The organism is Candidatus Saganbacteria bacterium, from assembly GCA_026387835.1.
Lineage (GTDB): Bacteria > Margulisbacteria > WOR-1 > JAKLHX01 > JAKLHX01 > JAPLKZ01.
This window is the reverse complement of sequence record JAPLKZ010000010.1, coordinates 243187-269140: the sequence shown is the minus strand read 5'-3', so window position 1 is coordinate 269140 and position 25954 is coordinate 243187. Positions and strand designations below refer to the sequence as shown.

22 protein-coding genes are annotated in these 25954 nt (G+C 48.5%); 12 read left to right on the top strand and 10 right to left on the bottom strand.

Annotated elements, in window-relative coordinates; translation table 11 throughout:
- Positions 1-4: 4 nt before the first annotated feature.
- From NTZ10_05420 to NTZ10_05410, 3 genes are read right to left on the bottom strand one after another with little or no spacing between them, the layout of a single operon-like run.
- A complete protein-coding gene (locus NTZ10_05420; protein ID MCX5749663.1) occupies positions 5-1060 on the bottom strand; it encodes a HAMP domain-containing sensor histidine kinase in 1056 nt (351 codons plus the stop codon).
- Positions 1061-1066: 6 nt separating this feature from the next.
- Positions 1067-1435: a response regulator gene (locus NTZ10_05415; protein MCX5749662.1), complete on the bottom strand. Its 369-nt coding sequence runs from the start codon at positions 1433-1435 to the stop codon at positions 1067-1069.
- A gap of 29 nt (positions 1436-1464) precedes the next feature.
- Positions 1465-1728, bottom strand: a complete 264-nt coding sequence (locus tag NTZ10_05410) for a hypothetical protein (GenBank protein MCX5749661.1) — start codon at positions 1726-1728, stop codon at positions 1465-1467.
- A 218-nt stretch (positions 1729-1946) separates the two neighbouring features.
- On the opposite strand from NTZ10_05410, the gene NTZ10_05405 reads away from it, so the two are divergent.
- The 7 genes from NTZ10_05405 to mfd all read left to right on the top strand — a co-directional run bounded on the left by NTZ10_05405 (position 1947) and on the right by mfd (position 12354).
- Positions 1947-3002, top strand: coding sequence for a hypothetical protein (locus NTZ10_05405; GenBank protein ID MCX5749660.1), 1056 nt, complete (start codon positions 1947-1949; stop codon positions 3000-3002).
- 62 nt (positions 3003-3064) lie between these two features.
- Positions 3065-3835, top strand: a complete 771-nt coding sequence (locus NTZ10_05400) for a hypothetical protein (protein ID MCX5749659.1) — start codon at positions 3065-3067, stop codon at positions 3833-3835.
- Positions 3825-6746, top strand: a complete 2922-nt coding sequence (locus tag NTZ10_05395; GenBank protein ID MCX5749658.1) for an IPT/TIG domain-containing protein — start codon at positions 3825-3827, stop codon at positions 6744-6746. The genes NTZ10_05400 and NTZ10_05395 overlap by 11 nt, the downstream gene beginning before the upstream one ends.
- Positions 6743-8689 carry a PorV/PorQ family protein gene (locus NTZ10_05390; protein MCX5749657.1) on the top strand — a complete coding sequence of 649 codons (1947 nt, stop codon included), beginning with the start codon at positions 6743-6745 and terminating at the stop codon, positions 8687-8689. Before NTZ10_05395 ends, NTZ10_05390 begins: the two co-directional genes overlap by 4 nt.
- A 79-nt stretch (positions 8690-8768) precedes the next feature.
- Positions 8769-9341, top strand: a complete 573-nt coding sequence (pth, locus tag NTZ10_05385) for an aminoacyl-tRNA hydrolase (protein ID MCX5749656.1) — start codon at positions 8769-8771, stop codon at positions 9339-9341.
- A 3-nt stretch (positions 9342-9344) separates the two neighbouring features.
- Positions 9345-10181, top strand: coding sequence for a hypothetical protein (locus NTZ10_05380; GenBank protein ID MCX5749655.1), 837 nt, complete (start codon positions 9345-9347; stop codon positions 10179-10181).
- Complete coding sequence (mfd, locus tag NTZ10_05375; GenBank protein MCX5749654.1) at positions 10132-12354, top strand: transcription-repair coupling factor; 2223 nt, start codon at positions 10132-10134, stop codon at positions 12352-12354. The genes NTZ10_05380 and mfd overlap by 50 nt, the downstream gene beginning before the upstream one ends.
- Here mfd and NTZ10_05370 read toward each other — a convergent pair.
- The gene (locus tag NTZ10_05370) at positions 12344-13468 is read right to left on the bottom strand and encodes a hypothetical protein (protein MCX5749653.1); all 1125 of its coding nucleotides are present in this window, start codon (positions 13466-13468) and stop codon (positions 12344-12346) included. The genes mfd and NTZ10_05370 overlap by 11 nt on opposite strands.
- 83 nt (positions 13469-13551) lie before the next feature.
- Here NTZ10_05370 and mazG point away from each other — a divergent pair, with 83 nt between their 5' ends.
- Genes mazG through NTZ10_05350 form a run of 4 tightly spaced genes read left to right on the top strand, consistent with a single transcriptional unit; the run spans position 13552 to position 19790 of the window.
- The gene (mazG, locus tag NTZ10_05365; GenBank protein ID MCX5749652.1) at positions 13552-14334 is read left to right on the top strand and encodes a nucleoside triphosphate pyrophosphohydrolase; all 783 of its coding nucleotides are present in this window, start codon (positions 13552-13554) and stop codon (positions 14332-14334) included.
- Positions 14335-14355: 21 nt separating this feature from the next.
- On the top strand, positions 14356-16200 hold the full coding sequence (gene ftsH / locus NTZ10_05360) for an ATP-dependent zinc metalloprotease FtsH (GenBank protein ID MCX5749651.1): 1845 nt from the start codon (positions 14356-14358) through the stop codon (positions 16198-16200).
- A 12-nt stretch (positions 16201-16212) separates the two neighbouring features.
- Complete coding sequence (gene ftcD, locus NTZ10_05355; GenBank protein MCX5749650.1) at positions 16213-17106, top strand: glutamate formimidoyltransferase; 894 nt, start codon at positions 16213-16215, stop codon at positions 17104-17106.
- Positions 17103-19790: a valine--tRNA ligase gene (locus tag NTZ10_05350; protein ID MCX5749649.1), complete on the top strand. Its 2688-nt coding sequence runs from the start codon at positions 17103-17105 to the stop codon at positions 19788-19790. Before ftcD ends, NTZ10_05350 begins: the two co-directional genes overlap by 4 nt.
- A 1-nt stretch (position 19791) precedes the next feature.
- On the opposite strand, the gene NTZ10_05345 is transcribed toward NTZ10_05350, so the two are convergent.
- The 6 genes from NTZ10_05345 to NTZ10_05320 form a co-directional block, all read right to left on the bottom strand.
- Positions 19792-20565: a TIGR00282 family metallophosphoesterase gene (locus tag NTZ10_05345; protein MCX5749648.1), complete on the bottom strand. Its 774-nt coding sequence runs from the start codon at positions 20563-20565 to the stop codon at positions 19792-19794.
- Positions 20566-20569: 4 nt separating this feature from the next.
- Complete coding sequence (gene rny, locus NTZ10_05340) at positions 20570-22117, bottom strand: ribonuclease Y (protein ID MCX5749647.1); 1548 nt, start codon at positions 22115-22117, stop codon at positions 20570-20572.
- Between the two features lie 41 nt (positions 22118-22158).
- On the bottom strand, positions 22159-23217 hold the full coding sequence (gene recA / locus NTZ10_05335) for a recombinase RecA (GenBank protein ID MCX5749646.1): 1059 nt from the start codon (positions 23215-23217) through the stop codon (positions 22159-22161).
- Between the two features lie 110 nt (positions 23218-23327).
- Complete coding sequence (locus NTZ10_05330) at positions 23328-23873, bottom strand: CinA family protein (GenBank protein ID MCX5749645.1); 546 nt, start codon at positions 23871-23873, stop codon at positions 23328-23330.
- 1 nt (position 23874) lies between these two features.
- Entirely contained in the window at positions 23875-24408 is a 534-nt protein-coding gene (gene pgsA, locus NTZ10_05325; protein MCX5749644.1) for a CDP-diacylglycerol--glycerol-3-phosphate 3-phosphatidyltransferase, read from the bottom strand.
- Between the two features lie 285 nt (positions 24409-24693).
- Entirely contained in the window at positions 24694-25185 is a 492-nt protein-coding gene (locus NTZ10_05320; GenBank protein ID MCX5749643.1) for a YajQ family cyclic di-GMP-binding protein, read from the bottom strand.
- Positions 25186-25310: 125 nt separating this feature from the next.
- Here NTZ10_05320 and NTZ10_05315 point away from each other — a divergent pair, with 125 nt between their 5' ends.
- Positions 25311-25874, top strand: a complete 564-nt coding sequence (locus tag NTZ10_05315; GenBank protein ID MCX5749642.1) for an SUMF1/EgtB/PvdO family nonheme iron enzyme — start codon at positions 25311-25313, stop codon at positions 25872-25874.
- The last annotated feature ends 80 nt before the right edge of the window (positions 25875-25954 follow it).

The window sequence follows — 25954 nt, the reverse complement described above, 5'->3', positions numbered from 1 at the left end:
CTATTTACACCGTTCTTTTTGGGATCGTGAACGAAAAGACGCTGCCTTTTCCAAACTCGCTTTCGACGGTAACGCTTCCGCCATGCGCTTCAACAAGGCTTTTCACGATGGAAAGGCCTATCCCTGCGCCACCGTATTTTCTTGTCTGCGACCCGTCGACCTGGGAAAAGGGCTCAAAAATACTTTGCAGGTCACCACTCTTGATGCCGACGCCGGTATCGCTTACCGATACAATGACCTCGTCTTTGTCATCTTTTGTTTCAACGGTCACTTTCCCGCCATTGTCGGTGAACTTAATACTGTTCGAAAGCAGATTTAACAGTATCTGTTTTATCCGGTCGGGGTCGCCAAACACTGTTATAACGTTTTCATCTATCTTGGTGGAAATATTTATGTCTTTTTTGGACGCAAGGGGTTCGATATTGACCGTGACATCGCTGATAACCTTTGCAATGTTGAACCATTCTTCATTTAACCCCAGCTTGTTGTCCTCCAGTTTTGAAAGGTCCAGAAGCTGATTGATAAGGCCCAAAAGGTCCTGGCCGTTCCTTTTTAAAGCGTCGACCGCTTTTATCTGCCTTTCGTTCAATTCTCCGAGCTGCTTTCGTTCTATTATATCGCAGTAACCGAGCATTGCCGTAAGAGGTGTCCTGATCTCGTGGTTTATATTCCTAAGGAATTCGGACTTTATGCGAAGGGCTTTTTTCAGGTCAAGGTTCAGGAACCGGAGCTCTTTAGTCCTTTGAGCGACCCTGGCCTCAAGCTCTTCGTTTAATTCCTTGAGGAGGAAGTTATTGACTACGATCTCGTTCGTCTCGCGGCTGGCGATTATACCCAGCAGGATAAGCATCATCAATATCAATACGGTGATGTCGATGGCCAGTATAGGTAGGTCCCTAATAGTGAACATTACGAGCAACAACCCTATTATGCCGAAAGCGACGATAAAAAACTGTATACCAAAACAATCTGTCACCCTGCGTTCGCAGTACGTGCATCTCTTGAAAGGCTTTATCCCGGTAGTTTGGACAAGCAGGCAGTTTTTACCTTCTTTGATCATTTGTAATTATTCCTCCCCTAGATGTTTTTTTACTTTTTTAACGAGTTCTTCAAGATTGAAAGGTTTGGTGATATATTCGTTGGCCCCGGCCTTGTAGCCCGCCTCGATGTCTTCGGGATTTGACTTGACGGACAGCATTATCACAGGGATAACCCTTGTGTGCTGGTCCGCCCTGATAGCCTTGCAGACCTCATATCCGTTCATTTCGGGCAGCATCACGTCCAGGATAATAAGGTCGGGAAGTTTTTTTTGGACCGTTTCAAGCCCCGATCTGCCGTTTGCGGCAGTAAGGATGTTATAGTTGTACTGCTCGAGAATGATCTTTACTATCTCTAAGTGGTCTTCTACGTCCTCAACGATAAGAATGTTTTTCAATTTTGCTGGTCGCTCCGGGAAGAAAGGATCTACATGCCGGACTTATACCTTTTATCGGCCCTCTCCATCTCTTGTACGGTCTTATCCACGTTCAGGTCGTTCTTTGTGGAATCGATAAGAGCCTGATAAAGTTTTCTTGTGCGCTCGTCCATCGTTTTCATCTGGATGTTTATCTGGTTCTGGAAGGCGGTCTTTCCCTGGGGCGTCAAAACCCGGTATGAAGCGGCGAATTTTTTTATGCTTTCCACCAGTTTTGTGTTCGGATCTTCATTTGTGTTATGTGCATCGTTCATACGTTCCACCTCGGAATATAATAAGGATATTATAACATTTTAATCATCGATTGCAATATTTATGAAATTGTTGTGTAACACAAAAAAGAGTGAAATTCACAATAATATTTGACGATATATTATTGAAGGGAAAACAAGACTATTCTGCAAGGAAAGGCAGGTGATTTTTAATGTGTGCGATGTCTTTGATCACTTCTATTAAGAAAGGAGGAAAAATTATGAAGAAAGTGTTTTGTTCGATAGTGTGCGCGGCGGTCATGTCAGCGGTATTCATTGTTCCCGCCATGGCGGCGGGATCAGGAGGGATCCCGGTAGACTACCCCGCGTTGACCGAAGGATACACGAACGGCGCGTGGAGTTTCCAGGCTTTTGCCGTTGCGCCGGCTATGTTCAACCTTACAATTTCCAATCTTCAGCTTGCGGACCAAGCCAATACAGTTTTTGGTAATACCCTGAACGGTACGACATCGGTGGTAAAAACAAGTATAGTGGGAAAGACCTCGGCGATACTTAATCATGCGGGAACATACAAATTATTTCCGCTGACCGCTTCATCGCCGTTCCCCTCGGTCTGGGTAAAGGGCGATGCCATAAACCCGGCTGATGGCGCGGGATCCCCTGAAGCGTCAAAACCGTCGACTTATCTTACAGGAACAGATGTCAATATGTTCTACGAGACAGGATTGACGATACAGGCCCCTTACTGGGATCTGGCCAATTACCAGTGGACGGTATATGCTTATGCCGACAATGATGTTCTTACGGGAACGGCAGGGGCGGCCACGGGAACAGTGCTTGATCCCAGACTCTCGACAATGAGATGGTTTTCATGGTCCGATGATCCGAACGGGACCCCCGAAAAGCAGTGGGGATATAAAAGCAACGGGTCTGTTGTTTTGTTCAACACGCTCCCTCTCATTTCGGGTGCCACAGCCGACCAGATCAAGACGTTTTTAATCGGCACCGCGGGGTCTTCAGTTCCGCCTAACGATGCGCAGATCTCCGGAAAGACAAAGGTCCAGATGGCCGCAAATACCGACAGCGCGCTCTGCTACAATACTGACAGAAATACAGTAGTCGCGAGCAACGCCAACGGTTTTGTGATAACGGCAAGGAGCCAGGTAGGCCTCGTCTATGTGTCTCCGGCTGATAATACATGTCACAGGACAGAAAAGCTCCATATGCAGTTCATTGCAATATGGCCCACCGGAGTGGGCGTTACTCCTGGCAGCAAATCATGCAACATCGGCATTTACCAGAGAACGGCTAACTAGAGTTTATAAGAAAGGGGCCGTTTAAGCGGCCCCTTTCGGTTATCGGTTATTAAGGTATAATAATGAAAGTTATTAGTATATTAAAAAACATCTTGTTGCCGGCACTGGTAATATTTATCATCAGTGCTCCTTGCCAGTCGGCGCTTTTGTTAAGACAGCCTTCGATAGAGCTTTATCTTGAAAAAGGGCAGGTATTTAACGGCGGAGTTATCCTTGAGAACACTTCCGACAGCGCGATCGATGTGACGGCCGGGATGGTAAATTCGCTGGACAAAGACGGGAAACCCGCGAAATATTCATGTTCAAAGTGGACAAAGATCGAAGAAGAAAAATTTTCGATCCCCCCCAAAAGTATAAAAGACCTGAGGTTCAGGACAGCAGTTCCCCAGGATGCAAAGGGCGGATATTCCTCCGGCCTTTTATACTCATACCGGACAAGCACCGTTCAAGGGCCTTCGGATATAACTTTGAACATAAATATGAACATCGAAATGCCTTTCAGGGTCTCGGTGAAAGGCACGGCGGACCATGCCATGTCGGTAAAATCATTTGACGCGAAATGTTCATCAGAGGTCCTCACGATCAGCTCAAAAGTTAAAAATACGGGCAACACTTTTCAGGACGTTAGAGCTACATTTCTAGTCCTCGGTCCGGACGGAAAGCTCCTGGACACCCTTAAAGCGGGTTCTTTCATGACATATCCCGATGAAGAATATAATATTGATTACAGCGGCAAAACGGACCTTCCAAAGGGCAATGTAAAAATGTTGGGATTGTTTGATTATGGCGCAGACAAAATAAAGACCGAGGAAAAAGTATTTAATGTTGAGTAAAAAAATAAGATCATTATACAGCAAACCGGTCGCAGTGGCTGTCATTGCAGCGCTGCTGCTGCTTTTTTCCATACCGGCCTCTTTTTCCGACAGCTGGATAACGATCGGAACAGGAGTCGTAGGCGGAACGGTCCCTTCGGTCACTTCTATCAGCCCGGTAAGCGGTTTAAATACAGGGACTACCGAAGTCACGATCTCCGGAGTTTATTTTACCGGAACGTCCGCCGTAAAGATCGATTCATTTCCCGTCCAAAGTTTCAGTGTTGTAAATGACACGACCATAACTGCAGTCATACAATCGGGAATTATCCCCAATGTTTACCATATAACGGTCACAAATGCTGACGGCACATCTGCGACGTCTTGGGTAGACCAGTTTTCCGTGATTTCCACCAGTTCGCCGGCCGTGACATCGATCACCCCGAGCAGCGGTATAAACAATGCGGAAGTCCCGGTCACTATAACAGGTACTAATCTGTCAGGCGCGACAGCTGTAAATGTCGGGGCAACAGGCATGACGATAGTCAGCAATTCAAGCACGGAGATAATTGCAAGAGTCCCTTCAGGTCTTACCCCGGGCACTTACTATATTACAGTGACCAACGCTGACGGCACGTCACCTGCGAACAGTTCCGGCCAGTTCACCGTGCTCGCGGTGCCCGTACCGGCGGTCAGCGGTGTCTCACCGACTTTTGGTCTTAACACGGCAGGCACGCCAGTTACAATAACAGGGACTAATTTGGCCACCGCAAGCTCGGTAAAGATCGGGACAGATCCAGTAAGCACGTTCGCAGTTATCAGCGATACTACTATAAATGCGGTAATACAATCAGCACTAACTCCCGGAGTCTACCATATTTCCGTCACGAATACTTACGGTACATCGGCCACGTCTTCGGCCGACCAGTTCACGGTCATCAGCTCACTTTCTCCCGTCGTGACAGGGATCTCACCGACTAGCGGGAACAATGACGTGCCGAACGATATCACTATAACAGGCACTAACCTGTCAAGTGCTACAGCTGTTAAGATCGGAACTGTTCCCTTGACGATGATCAGCAACTCGGCTACGGAAATCAGGGCTACCATCCCATCGGGCCTTCCCGCAGGCACCTATGATATTACCGTTGTCACTCCAGGAGGCACTTCTCCGTCCACCGCCGCTGACCGGTTTACGGCAATTGATTTTGGGCCGAGCACGTCTGTCCTTATTGATAATTACGAGGGCGTGGAAGTATCGGCTTATAACAATTACGGAACCGGATGCAGCTCAGTATTCAATACTAATCCCTTGTTCATAAAGAACGGAGCGCAGTCAAGAAGGATCCTTTATTCATTTTCAAGCGACTGGGGCGGGCTGATGAAAGGGGACCTTGTTTCAAACAAAAACCTGATCCTTACCAATGCTTTTGCCTTCTGGCTCAAAGGTGACGGGACTAATAATACGATAAGACTGGATGTATTTGAAGCGACCAACGTTTCTCCATATGGATCATGGAGCATGACACACGAGATATATTCAGGGCCTGCGATCAGCCTAAAGAACACGGAATGGCAATTCGTGAAGATCCCGTTCAAATCACTGGTCCAGAATTTTGATAACGGGACCCCGACTGACGGCAACGGTATTTTTGACAAGAACATCAGCGCTTACCAGTTCGTATATACAGGCAAGAATACAAGCCTGACGCCGCATTACGTGGATTATCTTATAGCGACGGTATTGAACCCGCCGGCAGCGCCAACATCGTTTGCGGGAACTGCCACAGGGACTACGGGGATCAAGTGGACGTGGGCAAGGAATTCGACGAACGAGACCGGTTTCAATATCAGCGATGGAGCGGGAGCCCTGAAGAAGACCGTTGCTTCGCCGTTAACGGAAGCGAACGAGGCCGGATTGTCCGCAAACACTCCGTATACAAGATATTGCGCGGCTTATAACGATGACGGTGCATCAGCCACTACAGAAGCAGTGACGCGGTATACCCTTGCAAATACACCGGTGAACCTGCACAAGATGTCAGCCACGGTGGCATCGATCAAGTTTGCCTGGGACGCGGGAGACGGCGGCTCTAGCAAATACAGCGTCTACAGGGCAAAGGATAAAAAGGGGACTCCCGGTGACTGGATAAAAATAAAAGATTCCATCAAAGACAAAGAATATAATGATGACGGGCTCGAACCTGACACGAAATACTGGTACGGTATTTCCGCTTATAACGGTGACGGCATAGAGACGGACGTTGTCGGCAAGGATTCAGGCAGTGCCGTCGGAATACTCACATCGGCCGATACCATACCGCCTGTCATCAGCGATGTAACGGTCGACGAAAAAACAGTTCTTGAGAGCGACCTTATAGCAACCAAGCCGACTATCAAAGCTACGATAACCGACAATGTCAGCGTAGACGCGGCATCTATCACTGTTGAGGCAATTTCTACATTCTCTCCGACTTCACTCCCGGCTGTCAGCTTCAACCCCGTCAGCGGGCTAATGACATTGACGCTGACAGACCCGATATCTGCCGGAGAGTTTACGTTAAAAATTACGGCAAAAGACGCGCCAGCCGGCAACTCTACTACGTTTACCAGAAAATTAAAAGTTTCGGACGGGACACTTTATATAGAAGGCAGCGCATTCAATTATCCGAATCCGTTCAATCCGCTGGCTGAGACCACCAAGCTTGGCTTTAACATAAGCAAAGATGCGACCGTAATCATCTACTTGTTCGATACTACGGGCAGGATAGCCGTAAAGAGAAGCTTCGTTGCCACAGCCGGATATAACGAGTTCATGTGGGACGGCAGAGATGACTACGGAGACATTGCGAGCAACGGTATCTACATGGCAAGGATCGTTGGCGACGGCAAGTTGATCGGCAGGGCAAAAATTTGGGTGATAAAGAAATGAAAAGACTGATTAAATATATATCATACATAATTATTGTGACAGCGATCCTGTCGCAGGCAATGCTTTTTGCGGCGACTTATTCTGCTATTGACCCGTCATATGTAGGCGTCGGCGCAAGGTCGCTCGGAATGGGGAAAACATATGTGGCGATCGCGGAAGATGCCGAATCCATCTTCATGAACCCTGCCGGGCTCGGAAGGATGAAAACTCCAAAACTCACAAGCATGTATTCAAGCCTTATGGGTGACGTAAGTTATGCGGTACTGGGCGGAACATATCCTCTTGAGGTTGGTTCTATAGGGCTTGGTTATGTCGGCTCACGGGTGGACAATATATGGGTGCTCGGAAGCAATGCGGCTTCGTCCACACATTATCCGACCCCGACTTCTATCGGAGGGTATTCAAACAACGTCCTGTTCTTATCTTACGGATTTCCTCTGGAAGTGATATCCGCCGATTACGGAAAGAACATATATCTCGGTGCTAATCTTAAATACTTTGACCAGACCGCTTCGGGAACAGACGATGCTTCTTCCGGTAACGGCAGGGGAGTGGACCTTGATCTCGGCATCCTTTACACTCCGAATTCTTGGCTTTCTTTCGGATTGAACCAGCAGAACATCCTTCCGGCGAACATGGGCGGAGCCATTACTTATAAAAGCGGTATTGAAGAAGGCATTCCGTCAACCACAAAGATCGGGACAAAGGTCAACCTTTTGGGCCGACAGGGAAAAGCTTTGATCGCTTCGCCGGTCAGGCTCAACCTTGCCGCGGACAGCGATCTTTACCTGCAGTCCGGCAAACCTGCCGTGATGAGATTTGGAGCTGAACTTTGGCCTATAGATATACTTGCCATAAGGATGGGACTCGACCAGGATCCTGTCCCGGGAACCGTCGGGATAACCGAAGGCAGAAATCTGACTTACGGTATCGGCCTCAGGCTAAAAGGGATAGAGTTTGATTATGCGTATCACCCGTACAGCGGCATACAGGAGAACGCGACGCATTACTTCTCGATATCATTTGTCGGGGACGATCCAAAAGAGGAGAAAAACCGCGAATATATAACTATAATCAAACCCAGGGACAAACTGATAACAAGAAGGGACTATGTAAAAGTTTCCGGTATCGTGCATCCGATCATCGATCAGATCCAGGTGAACGGTATCCCTGTCCCATTCGACACGGTCGACGGCAGCAAGACTTTCAGGACAAAAGTCCCTCTTGAAAAAGCAGGAAAGAGACTGGTGGTAGTCGAAGGTTACGACAAGAACGGAGTACTCCTCGAATCAAAAAGGATCAGGATAATCAGGCTTGCGACATTCAGTGATGTCACGGAAGATTTCTGGGCAGTAGAACCCATAGAATACACAGCGACCGCCGGAATTGCCGAAGGTTATCCGGACGGCACTTTTCAGCCTAACAGGATACTGAGCCGGGCCGAGCTGGCGACTTTGCTGGTCAGGACAAACGGGGTCGATATTAAGGAAACTATAGAAAAGAGAATATTTCCAGATCTTAATAAATCAGACTGGGCGACAAGATATGTTGATGCCGCGAACGAAATGGGCCTTGTTGTCGGTTATCCGGACAAGACCTTTAAACCCGATAAGAATATTAACAGAATGGAAGGCGTGACGGTCGCTTCCAGGTTTGACAGCCTTGATACTCCGCAAGTCACGGAAAAACCTTACAAGGATGTTTCTAAAAAAAGCTGGGCAGCCAATGACATTGATGCCGCCAAGCAAAAAGGTTTGATCGATAATAGTTCAATCAGATTCGAGCCGAAAAGAGGCCTGACAAGAGCGGAAGCCGTGGAAATCCTGTCAAAGACTGATTTCGGAACGGAAAAGATCGATTACCTTCTTGACTGGAATAAAGGTTACGGGAAAACAGCCGTCATAGAAGCAAAAAATTTAACTAAATACCTCGATAATGAATGATTCTTTTCTAATGTCTTTTTGCTGAATGCCGACCTGCTGGATGCTATAATTTAACCACTCGACACAAGAAAGATAAATCATGTATTTAATAATTGGGCTCGGCAATCCGGGAGATGATTATAAGGATACTCGGCATAACGTAGGGTTCGAGGTTGTCGAGACTTTCGCAAAAAACAACGGCATTAAGCTGTCGAGAAATTCATCTTTCATGGCAAGGGCCGGAAAAGGCAAGCTTGGCGAAGAAGACATCATTGCCTGCCTTCCGATGACATATATGAACAGGAGCGGAGAGTCCGTGGCCAAGATGGCCAAAAAAAACGACATACAAACGGGAAGCATCATCGTTGTGCACGACGAGTTTGATCTGGATATCGGGATCCTGAAGATTAAAAAGGGCGGCGGCAGCGCAGGGCATAACGGGGTAAGATCAGTTATTGATTCTCTGCATGACGACAGCTTTATAAGGATCAGGATAGGTATCGGCAAACCGGGGCATAAGAACAGGGGCGCGGACTTCGTACTGTCAAAGATGAACAGGCATCTTGCAAAGATACTTAAAGAAACTACGCAGCGGGCTTCCTGCTCGATCGAGGATATCATCGGCAAAGGTCTTTCGCACTCGATGAACGAATATAACAAGCCAGCGGCTTAGCAAATGGCGAACCTTTTTAAACTTACAGAATTTCTCTCCTCAAAGATCGACATCCAGCGTCTTCTAAAGGCCGGCGAGGTCTCCGGGCTCTTTGGGACGGCAAAGGCCGCGTTTCTGGCGGCTTTTTCAAACACGTCTTCTTATGACATCGTCTTTGCGGCAAAAAATGCGGATATCGCGGAACAGATATATTGCGAAGTAAAATTATTTGCCGAAGACGGAAAACAGCCGGTCTATTTTTTTTCCAACGATGACTTGCCGGAGAACCTGGCGGCGTTGTTTTCAATGTTATCAGGCGAGAAGTCGATCATCGTAACTACGCAGGACGCGCTGTTCAAAAAGACATACAAAAAAGACAGCCTTCTTGATGATACTGTCAGGATATCCAAGGCGGAAAGGATCGATACCGAATATCTCATCAAAAAACTTTCGGGCATAGGATATGAAAGGGTCTTTATGGTGGAGGACAGCGGCGAGTTCTCGGTAAGAGGAGGGATAATCGATGTCTTCTTGAAAGACCGGCGGGCAGTGAGGATAGAATTTTCCGACGACAAGGCAGCCTCGATAAGGGAGTTTGACACGGTCACCCAGAGGTCTATACGCTTGATAGAGAACATCGAGATCCTGCCGGTAAGAGAAAAAAAAGAAGAAGAATTCCATAAAAATATGAAAAATGACACCGTGATACTTATGGATGAAGCCGGAAGCGCAGATGCCAGGATAAAAAAACCCTCGGGGAAAACGGTCCTCGAATTAAATGCTTTTCCGAGGAATGAAGGGGCCTTCAACTTTGAATGCAGGTTTGCGTCCGAATATCGAACCGTTCATCGACGATCTTAAAGCCGGCAGGGAAGAGACTTTTATCATAAGCAAGCAGGACTCGCGCTTGAAGGAACTTTTTATTGATGCCGGGCTTTTAAAAGAAAGCATCAGGATCGTCCACGGCGAGATACCTCAGGGTTTTCATCTTCCAAAGGAAGGGATAGCCCTTTTTTCGGACAGGGAGATCTTCGGAGAGCATATACCAAGAAGACGGTTCAAAGTGCAGGCAGAAAAGGCCGTTCCGCAAAAGTTTTATGCCGATTACAGGAAAGGCGATGCGGTAGTACACAAGGATTACGGCATCGGCATATATGAGGGAATAGACAAACAGACCGTCGACAGCGTCTCATCCGATTATCTGTATTTAAGATTTGCAGGTGACGACCGTTTATATATACCGGTCCAGCAAATAAATCTTATTTCAAAATACAATGTGCCGGGCGATCATATTCCAAGATTGAACAGTTTGGGCGGGAGCGAATGGAGGCTTATAAAGCGCAGGGCGAAAAAGTCTATCCGTGACATGACAAAAGAACTTCTGGAAACATATTCTTCAAGAAAGTCCGGGAGCGGACATAGCTTTCCTCCAGACGATGCCTGGCAGGCAGAACTTGAAAGCTCTTTCCCGTATGAAGATACTCCGGACCAGACAGAAGCGGTCAGAGCGGTGAAAAAGGACATGGAATCCGATAAGCCGATGGACCGCCTGCTGTGCGCGGATGTGGGTTATGGCAAAACCGAAGTTGCCCTAAGAGCAGCGTTCAAAGCCGCCTCCTCTGGAAAGCAGGTCTGCTTCCTTTGCCCGACAACGATCCTTGCCCAGCAGCATTCCCGGCTGTTTCAGGCCCGTTTTGCCCCTTTCCCTTTCGCGGTGGAGGTCCTGTCCAGGTTCAAAAGCCATTCAGAGCAAAAAGAGCTTTTGAAAAAGACCGAGTCCGGCTCAATAGACGTGATCATCGGCACTCACCGGCTGCTGCAGAACGATGTTAAATTCAAAGACCTGGGGCTTCTGATAATAGATGAGGAGCAGAGGTTCGGCGTTGCGCACAAAGAAAAAATAAAAAGATTAAAGAAGAATGTCGATGTATTAAACCTTTCGGCGACTCCTATTCCAAGGACCCTTTATATGGCGGTTTCAGGCATCTGGGATATGAGCCTGATCACGACCCCTCCTCCCGGAAGGTCCATGATCGAGACCTGCGTGCTGCCCTGGAGAGCAAGCACCGTGAAACAAGCGATCGAAAAGGAAAAAGAAAGGGGCGGCCAGGTCTTTTATGTTTTTAACAGCGTGGAAAAGATCGGTGACACAGCGAAAAAACTCGGAAAAATACTTCCCTCAATCTCCGTGGCCGTCGCTCACGGCCGGATGAAGCCGGATGAGCTCGAGCGGATAATGATGGATTTTGTCGACGGGAAATATGACGTCCTTCTGTCAACGACGATCATCGAATCGGGGCTGGACATCCCCAATGTCAACACGATAATCATCGAAAATCCGGATAAATTCGGTCTTTCAACACTGTATCAGCTGCGCGGGAGGGTGGGCCGGTCAAACGTAAAGGCCTTTGCATACCTGCTTTACCGCGAAACCAGCGTCCTGACCGAAAGATCCCTGGAAAGGCTTCAGGCAATAAAATCATTTACCGCCCTGGGTTCCGGGTACAGGATCGCTATGAGGGACCTTGAGATAAGAGGTGCCGGGAATGTCCTGGGCAGCCAGCAGCACGGCCACATGCTTGCTATAGGCTCCGATCTTTATTGCGATCTGCTAAAAGAGGCCGCAGCGCATTTTAAAGGCGAAAAAACGCCGATCAAGCACACGACTTTAGTAGATCTAAAAATAAATGCTTTTATCCCGGATCATTTTATCGAGGATGAAGTCGAGCGCATAGCCGTCTACAAAAGGCTGAACCTTGCAGATAATTTCAAAGAGGTAAAAGACCTCGAAGACGAGCTTGTCGACAGGTTCGGGCACCTCCCGTTAGAAGCAGTGAACATGTTAGAAATTGTCAGGATAAAGATATCCGCTTCAAGCGCAGGGATAAAAAAAATCACTCAAAAAAACAATGATCTTATTATCGAACTGGGGAGCGAAAAACGTCTTATCGGCATCGCAGGGTCCTCGGAAAAAGAAATATTGTCACGGATAGAAAAATTTGTGAAAGAGTCGGATAGTCAAGTCAGTGTCTGAACGCTGTTGTGAGCCTGCCCGTTATGCGGGATCTGTTGAACGGGCTGGAGAACGGGTTCATAACGGCAGACTGCTCCGGTATAGTTGCGGATGTTGATCGCGGCAAAGGATCGTCGGCATCTTCCCGGACAGGCATTTTTCCGCTGTCGGATATTGTTGTCTGCATGTTAAAGATAAGATCGAGGATCTTTTTGTTGTTCAGGTCGATCGTGACGTTACCCTTGCTCGGTCTTATTGTTACCCGGTCCGATGAAGCGATCAAAGCTCCCCTTGAAAGCTTTTCCTTTGTAGATTGCGACACATAGACAAATACAAGTTTTTTTGATACTTCACAATTGACCAGGTTCCCGATCAGTATCTTAGGTTTTACGACGATGCTGGTGTGCCTTGCATTGACAGATATGTCGTTGCCAAAGTCCCTCCAGAACTCTTCAAGGCCTTTCTCAAGCTCGTTTTTCTCTTCAGGCTGGAACTCGAACTTCTCCCTCAAGTGCATGACATACCTGCCGCCTCCGGGAGGGACGATGTCTATCAGGATGTAATAAGCCTGCGAAGCCGAAAGCATCGGCACCATATCATCATCGGGCCTTTCTTTGACAGTCGCCGAGCCGGCAACTTTAGGACTGTTAGTTTTTTCTTTTCTTTTTTTCATTTCAAAATACGGGGGAGGAGGCGCGAACATCGGCATATTTTGCTGTGAAGAGTTCTTTAAGACAGCGCCGGAACTTTTTTGGGCCGCTCCCGAGCTCTCGTTCCGGCCGGTCAATTTAGATCTGCCCATCTGCGAAGCGTCATTAGATGTATTCTCGGCTGATCTGACGATCGCTCCAAAAAGTTCTTTTGACATCATGATCCTTCCGTTCTCGAATTGGACCGGAGATCCGTTTTTCCTGGCTTTGACTATTTCCGAGGCGATACTTATCAGCGTGGCGTTATCTTTGCCAAGAGATTTGACATCAAGCACTTCGCCGCCGGTGTTTACCAGATTAAGGATATTCAAAGCGTCTTCGACAGTGGAAATGCCCATAGGCCTTATTGCCCGTGTTGCGGCAGATGCGGGCGCGACAATATTGCCGGCATAATTATTCAGCATGATAGGATTAGCGTCGGACATATATTTATTCTCCTTTATATATATCGGTCCTCAGGAAACGAAACTTGCATCCGTTGTATAATATAGGAAGCTATAAGCAAAAAATGAAAAGATTTAAAGATCTGATAAAAATCATTGATAAGCTGCGCGGCAAAAACGGCTGCCCGTGGGATAAAAAACAGACACACAGGTCATTAAAGCCCTATGTCATCGAAGAAGCCTATGAGATGCTCCAGGCGATCGATAAAAAAGACGATAAAAAACTGTGCGATGAGCTCGGCGATCTGCTGCTGCAGGTAATCCTTCACAGCCGGATCGCCAAAGAAAGGAAAGCGTTTTCGGTTGAAGATGTCATCAAAGGCATCAACGAAAAAATGACAAGGCGTCACCCGCATGTTTTTGCAAAAAGAAAAGTGTCCGGCGTGGATGAGGTCTGGAAAAATTGGGAAGAGATAAAAAGCGATGAGGCCGAGTACAGATCCATCCTTGACAGCATACCCAAAGCGCTCCCCGCGCTTTACAGGGCCGAAAAAGCCCAGAAAAAGGCTGCACGCGTTGGATTTGACTGGGATGAAATTGCCGGCGCTTGGGACAAGGTAAGAGAGGAAATGGGAGAGATAAAAGAACTGTTAAGAAAAGATTCAAAGACCAAGGCACTGAAGTCGAGATTAGCTGAAGAGATCGGCGATCTTCTATTCGCGGTGGTGAACGTTTCAAGGAAAACGGGAATTAACGCGGAAGAAGCCCTGCACGATGCAGTCGTGAAATTTTCAGGGCGGTTCAGGTTCATCGAAAGGCATGCGAAGAAGAGCAGGATAAAACTAAGCAAAATGAACCTCGACGAGATGGAGTCTCTGTGGAAGAAAGCAAAGAAAAGCGGGCTATAGTATAATTAAAGCATAAAGACAATGAAAGATACATGGAAAAATTTTTTGATCTACGGTGTTATCGCGCTTATCGCGATAGGGCTCCTGTCTCCGTTTTTCGGTTCCATATCAAAGCAGTCAGAGATATCATTTTCACAGTTCCTCAATAAAGTCGATGCCGGCCAGGTAAAAGACATAACAATAGCCGGTGATGTCATCTCGGGGAAGACCGGAGACGGGAAGCTTTTTAAGACGCGGGCCTTCAATTATCCCAATCTTGTGCAGACGCTCCGAAATAAAAAGATCGATATCAGGGTCGAGCAGCCCGCGGAGTCCGGATGGCTGCTCAACTTCGTCATCCAGATAATACTCCCCCTGCTTTTCTTTGCAGCGCTCTGGTGGCTTTTGATACGGCAGGCGCAGTCAGCGAACACAACAGCCCTTTCTTTCGGAAGGTCGCGGGCAAAGCCGCTTGAATCAAATATCAAGGTCACATTTGCGGACGTAGCCGGGATCGAAGAGGCAAAAGAAGAGCTGAAAGAGATCGTGGAATTCTTGAAGACACCGCAAAAATTCAAGGAAATAGGTGCCAAAATACCCAAAGGGGTGCTTCTGATGGGGCCTCCCGGAACGGGCAAGACGCTTCTCGCAAGGGCGATCGCAGGCGAAGCAGAAGTCCCTTTCTTCTCGCTCTCAGGTTCGGATTTCGTTGAGATGTTCGTCGGTGTCGGCGCGTCCCGGGTGAGGGACCTTTTCACCCAGGCAAAGAAGAATTCTCCCTGCATAATCTTCATGGACGAGATCGACGCGGTAGGCCGCCACAGGGGTGCCGGGCTTGGAGGAGGCCATGATGAAAGGGAGCAGACGCTTAACCAGCTTCTTGTGGAGATGGACGGCTTCGATCCCAAGATCAATGTCATAGTGATCGCCGCGACCAACAGGCCGGACATCCTGGACCCCGCGCTTCTGCGGCCAGGCAGGTTTGACAGGCAGGTTGTCCTTGACAAGCCGGATATAAAAGGAAGAAAAGCGATACTGGAAGTGCACGCGCAAGGCAAAAAAATCGACAAAAGCGTAGACCTCGAAGTCCTTGCGAGAAGGACTTCAGGATTCACAGGTGCCGACCTCGAGAACCTTTTGAACGAAGCGGCGATCCTTGCCGCCAGGAGAAATAAAAAACAGATGACGATGCCGGAAGCCGAAGAAGCGATAGACAGGATCCTTGCCGGGCCGGCGAAAAGAAGCAAGGTCATAAGCGAAAAAGAAAAGGATATCGTGGCGCATCACGAAGTAGGCCACGCGCTCCTTGCAAAACTGCTGCCTCACGCGGACCCCGTTCACAAGATCTCTATCCTTCCGAGGGGCTTTGCTCTTGGTTATACATTACAGCTTCCGCTTGAAGACAAATATCTGATCACGAAAGAAGAAGTGCTGGAGCAGGTGATCGTCATGCTCGGGGGAAGGGTCGCGGAAGAACTGGTCTTCAGCGAGATGACATCGGGAGCCCATAACGACCTTGAACGGGCTACCGAGCTTGTCAGAAAAATGGTATGCGAATATGGCATGAGCTCCCTCGGCCCAAGGACTTATGGCAAGCCCAACAGGCAGGTGTTTTTGGGAAGGGACCTCGGGGAGCAGAAAGACTACAGCGACATGACCGCTGACGCCATCGACAAGGAGATAAACGGCATAATCAACGCCTGCCACGAAAAAGCAAAAAAACTTCTTATTAAGAACAGGGAAAAGCTGACTGCCATCGCAAAGGACCTGCGGGAAAAAGAGACCCTTGAAGGCGAGCACCTCGACAAATACTTTGTAGAGATAAAAAAGGAGACCGAGCCGGTCGAAGAAAAGATCAGGCCAGACCAGGGCATACTTTTCGCTTGAACCGCTAAACACATGGAAAAAATAATCGAATCAGTCCCCAATTTTTCTGTCGGGCAAAATATCGACTGTATCCAGCCGATCGTCAATTCGATCCGGTCAGCGGGTACGCGCATAAAAGTCGCGGACTATTCTTATGACACCGATCACGGAAGGCTGGTGGTTACCGTTTTTGGCGAGGGGGACGAGCTGTGCGAAGGGATATTCCAGGGGGTTAAAAAAGCGGTCCAGATCATAAATTTCAATGACCATAAAGGCGTGCACCCGTGCATGGGAGCGGTCGACGTGATCCCTTTCATCCCGATAAGAAAAGCCACGTTCAACGACTGCGTGAAGATACGCGACGAGATCTCGCGCAATATCGCGGACGAGCTCGGCATACCGGTCTATATATACGGCAATATCGCGCGTTTTCCCGAAAGAAAAGAACTGTCGGCAGTGCGCAAGGGCGGCCTGGAAGGCGTTGCAGAGAGAATATGCACACCTGAAGGCAAGCCGGATTTCGGCCCTGCAAAGCTGCATCCGACAGCGGGCGCGGTCGCTATCGGGGCAAGGGACATACTGATAGCGTTCAACGTGGATCTGGAAACGGATGATCTTCAGGCGGCAAAAGACATCGCCGAAAAGATCAGGGAAAAGAACGGCGGACTTCGCGGTGTGCGCGCGATAGGCGTCCCTTTGGAGAGCAAAAGCATCGTCCAGGTGGCAGTGAACATAGTGAATTATAAATCATCATCTATCAAACAGGTATTCGATGCGGTAAAGGCAGAAGCAATAAAAAAGGAAATAGCTGTCCTTGGGAGTGAGATCATCGGCCTCATCCCGAAAGACGCCACTTTTGCCGGGATGAAAGAATATCTGAAACTGGAGGAATGGAGTTCCTCCCGCATCATCGAAAACTATTTATGATGGAACTGTCCAAGACATACGACCAGACCAAAGTCGAAGGCAAATGGTACAAGATCTGGGAGGAAAGCGGTTTTTTCTCGCCGGACGGCCCCACGACCGCTCACCAGAACACTAATCTAGGGAAGTTTGTCATTGTTATACCTCCGCCCAACGTGACCGGTTCCTTGCATATGGGGCATGCCCTTGATAATACTCTCCAGGATATCCTCATAAGGTTCCGCAGGATGCAGGGTTATAAGACCCTATGGGTCCCAGGAACCGACCATGCCGGGATAGCGACGCAGAACGTCGTAGAAAAAGACCTGTCAAAAGAAAAGAAAAAGAAAGAGGACATAGGCAGGGAGGAGTTCGAGAAGAGAGTATGGAAATGGAAAGGCCTTTACGGCTCGACGATAACAAAACAGCTGAGAAGGCTCGGGGCTTCGTGTGACTGGAAAAGAGAGCGCTTCACGATGGACGAAGGCCTGTCCAAAGCCGTCAGGAAAGCGTTTGTGTCGTTATACAAAGAAGGCCTGATCTACCGCGGCAAAAGGATGGTCAACTGGTGCCCCAGGTGCAAAACAGCGATATCGGACATTGAAGTTGAGCATGAGACCAGGAAGGGTAAGCTCTGGTACATAAAATATAAAGTAGCCGGTAACCAGAAGCCGGCAGCCGGGACAAATGATTTCGTTGTTGTGGCGACGACAAGACCCGAGACTATGCTGGGTGATACTGCCGTTGCGGTCAACCCTGATGATGAGAGATATAAACATTTGACAGGCAAAAACTTGATCCTGCCTTTAGTGAACAGGATAATCCCGGTCATTGCAGATGAGTTTGTCGATCCGTCTTTCGGGACCGGCGCGGTAAAAGTCACTCCGGCACATGATCCGAATGACTTTGATATGGGTGCAAGACACAACTTGCCAAAGATCAATATCCTGACAAAAGACGCGAAGATAACACTCGAAGAGTTCAGCGCGGAAGAAAAAAAGGGAATAAACGGTATCGAGGGGCTTGAAAGGCAAAAAGCCAGGGAAGCGATAGTCAAAGCGCTTGAAGAGAACGGGTCCATTGAAAAGATCGAGGACTACGAGAATTCCGCGGGCAGCTGTTACCGGTGTAAGACGGTGATCGAACCGTCCCTTTCCGACCAATGGTTCGTGAAAGTAGCTTCTCTTGCCGAAAAAGCGATAGAGGCGGTCGAGCAGAAAAAAATTGAGTTTATCCCGTCACGCTGGTCAAAAGTATATACCGACTGGATGATGAACCTGAAGGATTGGTGCATATCACGGCAGATCTGGTGGGGCCACAGGATACCGGTATGGTACTGCGCCTGCGGGGAAGTGATCGTCAGCGAAGCGGACCCGGAAAAATGTCCGGCCTGCGGAGGGAAAAGCCTTTCCCAGGATGAAGATGTTCTTGACACATGGTTCTCGTCATCGCTCTGGCCGTTCTCGACCCTTGGCTGGCCGCAAAAGACAAAAGACCTTGAGACATATTATCCGACATCAGCCCTTATTACAGGATATGACATAATAACTTTCTGGGTCTCGAAGATGATAATGATGGGGCTTCATTTTATGGGGAGCGAGCCGTTTGGCAAAGTATTCATACACGGTCTTATCAGGGATATTTCCGGAAAAAAAATGAGCAAATCGCTCGGCAATGTGATCGACCCGATCGATGTGATCGAAAGGGTGGGGGCGGACGCGCTCCGTTTCGCCCTGACCTCTCTTGTGACATCCGGAGGGCAGGACCTCAAGCTTACCGAGGAGAAGATCACTGAAGGAAGGAACTTTGCCAATAAAATATGGAACGTGTCCCGTTTTGTCCTGATGCAGGGTGAGGCGGCCGATACTAAGTTCGATACCGGTCGGCTGACCGTTGCGGACAAATGGATCCTGTCCAGGTTCAACAGGACGATCGGCCAGACAACAAAGCTTCTTGAAGAATTCGAATTCGGCGAAGCGGCGAGAAGGTTGTATGAATTTATCTGGAGCGAATTTTGCGACTGGTTCGTGGAATTATCAAAACAAAGCATTTACGATCAAAGTCCGAACAAGGAAAACACTTTAAAAGTCCTAAAGACCGTTCTTTTGGGGACGGTAAAATTGCTTCATCCGTTCATGCCGTTCGAGACTGAAGAAATATTTTCAATAATCGGCGGCGGAAAGACCATAATGCTTTCTGATTGGCCAGATAGCAACCCGTCTTTGATCGATGAAAAAACAGAGGCCAAGGTCGCCCTCATGATAGAGATCATCCGCTCTATCAGGAACATCAGGGCCGAGATGAACGTCCCCCCTAACAAAGAAATATCCGCGATAATATCTGCGGGAGGCCAAAAAGATGTCGTGCGTGAATTGCTCCCATACATGATCAGTCTGGCGAAGGCAAGCAAGATCGAAGTCCTTGATAGGCTGCGCGAAAAACCTGAGCAAAGCGCTTCGGCCGTTGTGTCTAATATCGAGATCTATGTGCCGCTGGAAGGCCTGATAGATTTTGAAAAAGAAAAAGAAAGGCTTCAAAAACACCTGGATGAAATGGACGCATTGATAAGCCGCACAAAAGAAAAACTCGAAAATAAGGATTTTACCGGACGTGCTAAGCCGGAATTGGTCGATGCGGAAAAAGAAAAATTAAAAGAATATCAAAATAAAAAGACGATCCTCGAAGAGCGGATAAAAACCCTGAAATAGACTATTCAACAACCCTGAAAATTCTCTTTATCCCCCTGGCTTTTCCCGTAGATTCATCAATATCCAGGACCACGGCATTGAAAACGTTCGGCCCTTCTTTTGCCACCTCGAACCTTTTCGGCAGCTGGGTCAAAAACCGTTCGATTATCGCAGTAGTATCAACGCCGATAACAGAATTATTCGGACCTACCATCCCCGCGTCAGTGATATAGGCCGTTCCGTTCGGAAGAATCCTTTCGTCGGCTGTCTGGACATGCGTGTGCGTCCCGATCACCGCGCTCACCCTTCCGTCAAGATACCACCCCAAAGCCTGTTTTTCCGAAGTCGCTTCTCCGTGCACATCGACGATGATGATCTTTGTCTGCCCTTTAAGTTCATCGATTATCCTGTCGACCGCCCTGAACGGGCAATCGAGCTCTTTCATGAATACACGTCCCAGAAGATTTATCACGCCAATCCCACGATAGATGATCCTGCCATTTCCTGGAGTGCCGGGCGGATAGTTTGCGGGCCGGACGATATTGCGGCATTCTGATATTTCTCTGGTGAAATCCTTGTTATGCCAGGCATGGTTGCCCAAAGTGACGATCTCAATACCGGAATCGATAAGTTCCTGATATTTTTTCGCATTGATACCCATGCCCCCGGCGGCGTTCTCTCCGTTGGCGATGATCAGGTCCGCAGAGAATTCCTCCTTCAAAGAAGGCAGGAGCTTTTTTACTGTCTCCCTTCCGGGTTTCCCGATGATATCGCCGATAAATAAAATCTTTGTCATTATCCTATTTTGCCACTTCCGTGTTCCTCGTCTCCCTTATCACCGTCACCTTTATCTCGCCGGGATACTCGAGTTCCTGTTCGATCTTCCTTGCTATGTCATAGGCGAGCTTGGCCGAGGTCGTATCGTCGATCTTATCGGGTTTTACCACCACCCTGACTTCCCTTCCGGCCTGTATGGCGTAGGTCTTTTCAACGCCTTCAAAGGAGTTCGCGGTCGATTCAAGTTTTTCAAGGCGCTTGATATAAGCTTCAAGCGTATCGCGCCTGGCTCCGGGCCTGCCGGCGGATATCGTATCCGCCACCTGGACGATCACGGCTTCTATTGTCCTGGGTTCTTCATCGTTATGGTGGGCCATGATGGCATGTACGATCTCGGGGGATTCTCCGGCCTTTTGCGCGAACATGGCGCCGAGTTTAGGATGTGTCCCTTCGATCTCCTGATCTATGGCTTTTCCTATATCGTGAAGAAGCGCGGCCCTTTTTGCCAGCCTGATGTTAACCCCGAGCTCCGCGGCTATCATGCCGGAGAGCTTTGCCATCTCTATGGAATGTGTCAGGACGTTCTGCCCGTAGCTTGTCCTGAACCTCAGGCGGCCGAGGAGCTGTATGAGCACCGGAGGAAGGTTGTGCACGTCGCATTCAAGTGCGGCGCGCTCGCCGTATTCCCACATAGCGACTTTAAGTTCCTGCTTGGATTTTTCGTACATTTCTTCGACCCTGGCAGGATGGATCCTTCCGTCCACGATCAGTTTTTCAAGCGTCAGCTTGGCGGTCTCCCTTCTGAGCGGGTCAAAGCTGGAAAGGATCACGGCGCCGGGAGTATCATCGACTATCAGGTCTACTCCGGAAGCCTGTTCGAAAGCCCTTATATTGCGGCCTTCTTTTCCGATTATCCTGCCTTTGAGATCATCGCTCGGCAGCTCGACGACCGTGACCGTCGTCTCTACGACGTGGTCCACGGCGCACCTTTGAATGGCGGTCGTGAGTATCTCCCTTGCTTTTCTGTCGGCTTCTTTTTTTACCTGTTCTTCGCGGTTCTTAATAAGGATCGACGCTTCTTTTTCTATATCTTTTTCAAGATTTTGGAGAAGTATCCTTTTGCCTTCGTCCTTCGAAAGGCCCGCGACCCTTTCGAGTTCCACCACGTTCTTATTCAGGGCGTTTTGCAGCTCTTCCCTTATCTTTGCGACCTCTTCGGTCCGGGCCTTTACCGCGGTCTCGTTCTTTTCTATCTGCTGCTCTTTCTGGTCAAGATGCTCTTCTTTCTGCATCAGCCTTTTTTCAAAAGAAAGAAGCTCGGATTTTCGTTCCTTGCTCTCCTTCTCAAATTCCGATCTCATGCGGAGAGCCTCGTCCTTTGCCTCTATGATGGCTTCCTTTCTTTTTGTGTCAGCCTCCCTTTTCGCGTCCTCAAGTATCTTTTTCGCGCTCTCTTCGGCTATCCTCACCTTTTGTTCGGCAAGCTGCCTGCGCAGGACAAGATACGCGATGCCAAAGCCGAATAATACAACAGCCGCCAGTATCGTATAAACAAGTGCCATAAAACTCATGTTAATTCCCTCCTGCTACATTTATCAGAACAATATCCGGATCAGTTATATTTCCTTTTTTTTGCGTCTTCTTTCGCGATCTCTTTTACCGCCGGTTTTGCTCCGGGATGCTGCGAAGCGATGATCTTCCTGACAGCGACCTCGACCTTGGAATAGATGTCCTTATGTTCCTTTAAGAACTGCTTTGAATTGTCCCAGCCCTGGCCAAGTTTTTCGTCGCCGAAAAGGAACCACGCCCCGCTTTTCTGCGTGATCCCGAAGGTCGTCGCGAGGTCAAGAAGGTCTCCTTCCCTGCTGATGCCTTCCCCGTGCGTGAGGACGAACGAAGCTTCTTTGAACGGGGGAGCGACCTTGTTCTTCACGACCTTTACCCTTACTCTGGTCCCTATGATCTTATCCCCGTCCTTTATCTTTTCGGTAGGCCTTACATCGAGACGCACGGAACAGTAAAATTTTAACGCTCTCCCTCCGGGCGTCACTTCCGGATTTCCGAACATGATGCCGATCTTTTCCCTCAACTGGTTGATGAAGATGACAACGGTCTTTGATTTGCTGATGACGGCCGTCAGCTTTCTGAGCGCCTTGGACATCAGACGTGCCTGCAGGCCTATCTGCGATTCGCCCATCTCCCCCTCGATCTCGGCTTTCGGCACCAGAGCCGCTACTGAGTCGATGACAATAATGTCTACCGCTCCGCTCCTGACAAGGGTCTCGCAGATCTCGAGCGCCTGTTCACCGTAATCCGGCTGGGATATCAATAGATTGTCGATGTCGACCCCCAGCTTTTTTGCATAGATCGGGTCAAGCGCATGTTCCGCATCGATGAATGCCGCTATTCCCCCTTTTTTCTGCGCCGCGCCGATCGCCTGGAGCGATACGGTCGTCTTTCCTCCGGCTTCCGGCCCGTATATCTCTACGATCCTTCCCCTCGGGAAGCCTCCCACTCCCAGGGCGGAATCAAGGGAAATTATCCCCGTTGAGATCGATTCCACCGTGAACCTTGAGGAATCACCCATCTTCATGATCGCCCCTTTTCCATAACTCTTCTCTATCTGTGAGATCGCCATCCCGAGCGCTTTTTCTTTCTCATCTTGAACCATAAACATTTCTCCTTTCATTTTTTGATTTACGGCATTTTTTATCCGTAATCAGTCAATAATGAGCAATCAGCCCGCCAACCCTACTTTCCTGTCGAAAAATCCTACACTCTTCATTGCCCGATATCCTGGCCGCTCAGGTGCAGCCACAAAAGCCCCAGCGCTCCCTGCGCCGCTTTCTGCCTTATATCGGCCCTGCTCCCGCTCAAATTCAATTCTTTGCAGATACTGCCTTTTTCGGACGACAGCGCGACAAATGTAAGCCCTATCGGTTTTGGCGGGGAGACGGTCGCCGGACCTGCTACTCCGGTGGCCGACAGCCCTATGTGCGTCTTGTATTTCTTCCTAATATTTTCTGCAAGCAACAGCGCCACTTCCCTGCTTACCGGGCCCTCTTTTACTATCAGTGAAGGAGGGACCGCAAGGTCCATGACCTTTACTCTGTTCGTGTAGCAGACTATGCCGCCGACAAAGTATTCCGACGCTCCCGAAGCAGAGGACAATCTCTCGCTGATAAGACCTCCGGTCAGGGATTCGGCTACCGAGATCGTCAGCTTTTCTTTTGTCAGCGTGTCAGCTATCTCCTGATCGGTGGTCTTTCCGATCGCGCTCATCATCTTGCTGAAAAAATCTTCCAGCTGGTTCTGTCCGCTGTCCATATCAAGCTCCGCTCAGGTCCGCTTGCCTGAAATAATCAAATCCGGACACGACACAAAGTATTAAAGATATCAAAAATAAAAGCATTGCGGCAGGCCAGTCAAGGATCAGGAAAACGATCGCGGTCATCTGCAAGGCCGTCTTCCATTTTCCCGTGTCTCCCGCGGGGATTATCTCACCCTTCTTTGCCGCCCATACCCTGAGCCCCATCACAGCAAAGTCCCGCATGACAATTATCAGGACTACCCAGGACCAGAGTTTCCCCATCTGCACGAATCCCATGAACGCGGCATAGACAAGCATTTTGTCGGCGATAGGGTCTATAAGCTTGCCAAGTTCGGTGACCTGTCCGTATTTTCTCGCGACAAAACCGTCAAGGGCATCAGTTGAGGCAAGGGCGATAAAAAGCCCCGCGGCTATCCATTTGCTTAAAGGAAGCGACGTCGACAGCAGAAAGTAAATGAAGAGGGGGATTAAAAGGACCCTGACCAGCGTTATCCGGTTAGCCTGAGTCACGCCTAAAACCGGCCGGATCATGACCAAAGGCCTTTTTTCCGGGCGATGACAGGTTCTTCTTTTTCGGTGAAAAAGAAAAATCTTCAAAAAGTCTTGTTAACATCACTGAAAAAATCTCCTTTGGGTCCGGATTAATTACTCTGATTGACATCTTAATATATAATGCCTTCCCCCTTGTCGTCCTTCAGGCGTTCAAAAAGATATCAAGTGTAGATGGCAGGTTCTTGACCCGCCAGTACTTTTATTACATCAATTATAGCATCTTTGGATATGGTCAGGTCAAGTGGCGGTACCGGCAGGAAAAGATCACCTGTAATTCACGAATTGAAGCTCGATATCAAGATTTGCCTTACGCAGCATCTGGATGACAAGCTGAAGGTCGTCTTTGTTCTTGCCGGAAACCCTTATCTGATCGGCCTGGATCTGGGACTGGACCTTTATTTTTGCGTCTTTTATCATCTTTATTATCTCTTTTGACTTTTCCTGCTGGATGCCGGTCTTTATCTTTACGGGCTGCTTCACCGTCCCGCCGAGAGCGCTTTCGACCTTGCCGAAATCAAAGAACTTAGGCGAAATCCCTCTTTTAGAGATCTTTGTATGAAAAATATCAATGACATTCTTAAGCTTGAATTCATCTTCCGATGCAAAAACAAGATCATCTCCTTCTTTTGTCACCTCGCTGGTGCTTCCTTTGAAATCAAATCTCTGCCTGATCTCGTTCATCACCTGGTGAAGGGCGTTGTCGAGCTCCGGCAGGTTGACCTTTGAGACGATGTCGAAAGAAGCGTCTTTGCTCATGGGAGAATTATAACATGTGAAACTTCCGGAATATCTGTTCGATACATATATAGATGAAAAAAAACCTCTTTGGAGGAGTCGAGGACAAGGGCAATAATATTGACAATATCTAAAGGTGAAAAACGATGGCAATAATCAGGAGGATCGCAGGTCAAGTAATGACAGTAGGCAGGCTGATGTTGTCGCGGCCTGGCCAACCTGTCGGCCGAACGGTGCCCCCTGGTATAGACATTCAAAAGTTCATGGAAGGCCACAATTTCATTGATGTCCCCGGAATGCTTTTTAGAATAATGAAAAGCGAGCTCACCATCTTGCAATTTAAAGCATTCGTCGATATCTCAGGATGCGAAATTACAGGCCATAACGCTGGAGCTTTAAAAAAAGTTCTTGACGCAGCAGAACAAAACAGAACAGCAACATTTTTGAGCCTGAATGACGGCAGGGCATATGCTGAATGGTTAAGCAAAATGACCGAAAGAAGATTTAGGGTCCCGACCGAACAAGAATGGTCAGATGCCACGATGCGAGTCAGAGATAAACTATCCGGAGACAATTGGGAGTGGACGGACACTCCTTTTATAGGAAACTACTTCTTTATTCGCTGCCGAGGCTACGAAAACCGCGGCAACCACCATGAAGAAGTCCGCTACAACCCCTACTCGGTCCGACTTATCGAAGAAGTTAAATAATGAAATTCCCCATATTTCTGTTCGATATGTATTCGGATGAAAATGCCACCCTAGTTTAATCGGATGAGGACTGGGCAAAA